A 565-nucleotide genomic window follows, 5' to 3' on the forward strand; every position below is an offset into this window, starting at 1 on the left:
GGCAAGCCGGGCGGTCCGGGCTTCGGCAACCAGCAGGGCCAGGGCTTCGGCCAGGGCCAAGGTGGCCAGGGTCAGGGCTTCCAGGGCCAAGGCGGCCAAGGTCAGGGCGGCGGACTGCCGCAAGGCGGCAAGGGCAAGCCGGGCGGTCCGGGCTTCGGCAACCAGCAGGGCCAGGGCTTCGGCCAGGGCCAAGGTGGCCAGGGTCAGGGCGGCCAGGGCGCCGGACAAGGTGGCCTGCCGCAGGGCGGCGGTCAGTTCGGCGGCAAGGGCAAGCCGGGCGGTCCGGGCTTCGGCAACCAGCAGGGCCAAGGCGGCGGCCAAGGCCCGGGATTCCAGGGTCAGGGCGGCCAGGGCGCCGGACAAGGTGGCCTGCCGCAAGGCGGCGGTCAGTTCGGCGGCAAGGGCAAGCCGGGCGGTCCGGGCTTCGGCAACCAGCAGGGTCAGGGCTTCGGCCAGGGTCAGGGACAGGGCGGCCAGGGTCAGGGCGGACAAGGCTTCCAGGGCCAGGGTGGCGGTCAGTTCGGCGGCAAGGGCAAGCCGGGTGGTCCGAGCTTCGGCAATCAGC

At 74.3% G+C, this 565-nt stretch carries 1 protein-coding gene; it reads right to left on the minus strand.

What is annotated here, in order from left to right; translation table 11 throughout:
* The coding region (locus KL771_RS06290; RefSeq protein ID WP_261967703.1) for a hypothetical protein at positions 1-565 on the minus strand (565 nt) is incomplete at both ends.

Source organism: Prosthecodimorpha staleyi, assembly GCF_018729455.1.
In the GTDB taxonomy this organism is placed as follows: domain Bacteria; phylum Pseudomonadota; class Alphaproteobacteria; order Rhizobiales; family Ancalomicrobiaceae; genus Prosthecodimorpha; species Prosthecodimorpha staleyi.